2 protein-coding genes and 1 pseudogene are annotated in these 3,309 nt (G+C 60.2%); all 3 read right to left on the reverse strand.

The window, feature by feature from the left end; translation table 11 throughout:
* Window positions 1-849: acyl-CoA dehydrogenase family protein (locus ACIQ17_RS32365; RefSeq protein WP_398473653.1), on the reverse strand; the 849-nt coding region annotated here is incomplete at its 3' end.
* Window positions 850-928: 79 nt separating this feature from the next.
* Window positions 929-2,935, reverse strand: coding sequence for an amino acid adenylation domain-containing protein (locus ACIQ17_RS32370; RefSeq protein ID WP_398473654.1), 2,007 nt, complete (start codon window positions 2,933-2,935; stop codon window positions 929-931).
* Window positions 2,936-2,976: 41 nt separating this feature from the next.
* Window positions 2,977-3,309 (reverse strand): annotated as a pseudogene (locus tag ACIQ17_RS32375) (thioesterase); the annotation flags it as partial.

Raw genomic sequence — 3,309 nt, forward strand, 5'->3', positions numbered from 1 at the left:
GAACGCGCGGCGCGCCTTGACCCAGGCGAGGGTGATGTCGATTGCCACCTGAGCGCTTCCGACCGCCATGGCGGCGAGCACAAGGCGTTCGTTTTGCAGGTTGCGCATCATGGAATAGAAGCCACAGCCCTCGGTGCCGAGTACGTTCTCGGCAGGAATGCGACAGCCGTCGAAAACGAGCTCCGCGGTATCGGATGAACGCCAGCCGTGCTTATCCAACTCGCGCGCAACGCTGAATCCCGGCGTGCCTTTCTCGACAAGGAACATCGTGATTCCATTGCTTCCGGCCGAAGCATCGGTCATCGCGGCTACGCAGTAGAGATCAGCATGGACGCCGTTCGTGATGTAGAGCTTGCTGCCGTCGAGGACGTAGCTATTGTTTTCCCGGATCGCGCGCGTCCGGATGGCCTTGATGTCTGAGCCCGCATCGGGTTCGGTGATGGCGATCGCGACGATGACCTCGCCGCTGACTATGCCTGGCATCCAGCGATCCCGCTGGGCCTTGGTCCCGTCATGAAAAACATAGCCGGACGCCATCTCGCTCTGGACCAGCAATGCATCGGCAACGCCGCCATAGGTCGAGCGGCCGAGCTCTTCGGCAAACACCACTGAAGCGACGGCGTCCATCTCCGCGCCACCATACTCGGCCGGGTAGCGGATGCCGAAGAAGCCCAGTTCGCCCACACGGCGCAGGATTGTGCGGGGAATGAATCCGTCGTTTTCCCAGCGGTCGGCGGCCGGCCTTATCTCCTTCTCGACGAACCGGCGGACCTGATCCCGTAAGGACTCGTAGTCGCCCGATGCCCAAGGCAGGCCCGATCCTGGCGCGGGGGTCCAAGCTTTGTTCATCATTGGCATCCTCTTCCACGAGTCCAATGCAAAAAGCTTCCGCCCGGATAGGGGCGCACGGCAGCAGCAGTCAGGAAGACTAGAGTTCGATTTCTTCTCGCGGTCCGTCCGAGAATAAAGGATCTCGTGAATCGGCCACCCAGCGCATTCCGTCGATCACTTCCGCCAGTTCGGCCACCGTCGGACGTTCGAAAAGGTTGCGAAGCTGCACGTCGATGCCGAAGGTCTTTCGCATCTGCGCCACCGCCCGCATCACGAGAAGAGAGTGCCCACCCAGGCTGAAAAAATTGTCATGACGTCCGATCGAACCGCACTTCAGGAGATCACACCACAGGGCGGCGAGCGTCTTCTCGGTCTCGGTCGACGGAGCGGCGAAGTCTTGTGTCGTTTGGCTCGTTTCTGCCGTCGGCGCGGGCAGCGAGGAGCGGTCGACCTTGCCATTGGGCGTGAGCGGCATCCTTTCGAGGCGGACATAGTGCGCTGGAATCATGGCTTCCAGGAGCTCTTCGGCGAGGTGGGCGCGCAGGTCCGCCACGCTGAGCGGCTTCGACGAGACGTAATAGGCGACAAGTCGTGAGATGTTATGTTCAGTCCCCGACTGATCTCTATGGGAGGATTGGGCCTTTCCTGCCGCTATCGGTCGAGCATCGGTAGCGACCGCGCATTCCAGCACGTACGGGTGCTTCAGCAGCCGCGCTTCGATCTCGCCCAGTTCGACACGCGTGCCGCCAACTTTCACCTGATGATCGGCGCGGCCGAGAAATTCGACGCGTCCTTCCCGGTGCCAACGGGCAAGATCGCCCGTCTTGTACAGCCGCAGCGTCGAAACCTCGTCTCGGGGATCCTGAATGGTGAGGAAGCGCTCTTCGGTCAGATCGGGGCGCCCGAAATAGCCTGTCGCGAGTCCGTCACCGGCGATGTACATCTCGCCGATGATGCCAGGGGCGGTCGGCCGAAGTGCCTCGTCCAGGACATAGATGCCCGCATTGGCGGCTGGAACGCCAATCGGCACCGAGGCCGATCGATCCCGGTCAATATCGAAACGGTGGACCATGCAGCCCACCGTCGCTTCGGTCGGACCGTATTCGTTGTAGATTTCGGTATGATGAGGAATCGCTTCTGTGATTTCGCGAGCCAGTTCGGTTTTGAAATCCTCGCCGCCGACGATGAATTTGCGCAGCCTTGTGGTCCGGAGATCGCGATCGCGGATCATCGCGAGATGTGCGGGCGTCAGCTTCATAACATCGACGGCATTGTCGTCGACGACCTTGAGCACCACCATGCTTTGGATACCGGGATCGCCGAGATAAACCACGATACGGCCGCCGGTGATCAGTGGCGTGAAGAGCGTCGTAACAGTCAGATCGAAGGCGAGTGATGAGAAAAGGGGCCATGCCAGACCTTCGCCGGCACTGTACATGCGGGCGGCCCACCAGATGTAATTGACCAGATTGCGGTGTCCGATCACGACGCCCTTGGGCGTGCCGGTCGAGCCGGAAGTGAAGATGATGTAGGCAGAGGCATCCGGGGTCGCCGCAAACGATTGATCCGTATTCGGTCGGGCAGAAATTGAAGCGAAATCGGCATCGAGCACGAAGATGTCGGCGAGGTCCGGAGAAATTCTGGACTGCAGGCGCGCCTGAACGATTGTGGTCGGTGGTCGCCGGTCGGTCTCGTCGGAGAGGTCCTTCAGAATTGTCGCGATGCGTCCTTTTGGGGTTGCCACGTCCAGCGGCACATAGGCTGCGCCTGACTTCAGGACGCCCAAGATCGCGACGACGACTTCAATAGAGTGTTCCATGAACACGACGACGATCCGGCCGGGCCCCGAGCCAGTTGATCTCAACTGTGACGCCATCTGGTTGGATCGTTCGTCGAGTTGTCGATACGTCAGCGTCGCTTCGCCGTAGCGGATCGCTTCGGCGTCAGGACTGCGAGCCACCTGGTCGCGAAAAAGATCGATGATCGTCCTGTCCGACGGATAGGGCGCTGCGGTGGCGTTATACGCAACGACTAGCGCGTGGTGATCGGCACCGCTCAGGTCATGTGTCAGATCTTCCGCGACGATAGACAGGGCTTCCGTCATCAGTCACTCCCCATTGCGGAATTGAAATCGGATGTCATCGGTCAAATGCCCTTTTGGACTGCTTGGCGATAAAGTGCTGCGATGGCGGGGGCGTCCGGATCGTCCAGCATGCGAGAACCGTTACAGCCACGCGGTCCAAAATACATTTCGGCATGCGGCGCTGCGCGAAGCCATCGATGCGGTGCTGCCCCTGATAGCCGCCAGGCTTTGTTCGGGAGAAATATGCATACGCGACCTGAATAAGGAGTCGGAACATATCGCCGCAAGGCAGTGATCGCGGTGGACTTAAGTCGGTCTCTGCTTTTCAGTACCGGGTCCGTTGCAACAGAGTCTTCGCTTTTACCGGCCAGGATCAGGTTGACGCGCTCACGGAG

The sequence above is a fragment of the Tardiphaga sp. genome, assembly GCF_044340795.1.
Lineage (GTDB): Bacteria > Pseudomonadota > Alphaproteobacteria > Rhizobiales > Xanthobacteraceae > Tardiphaga.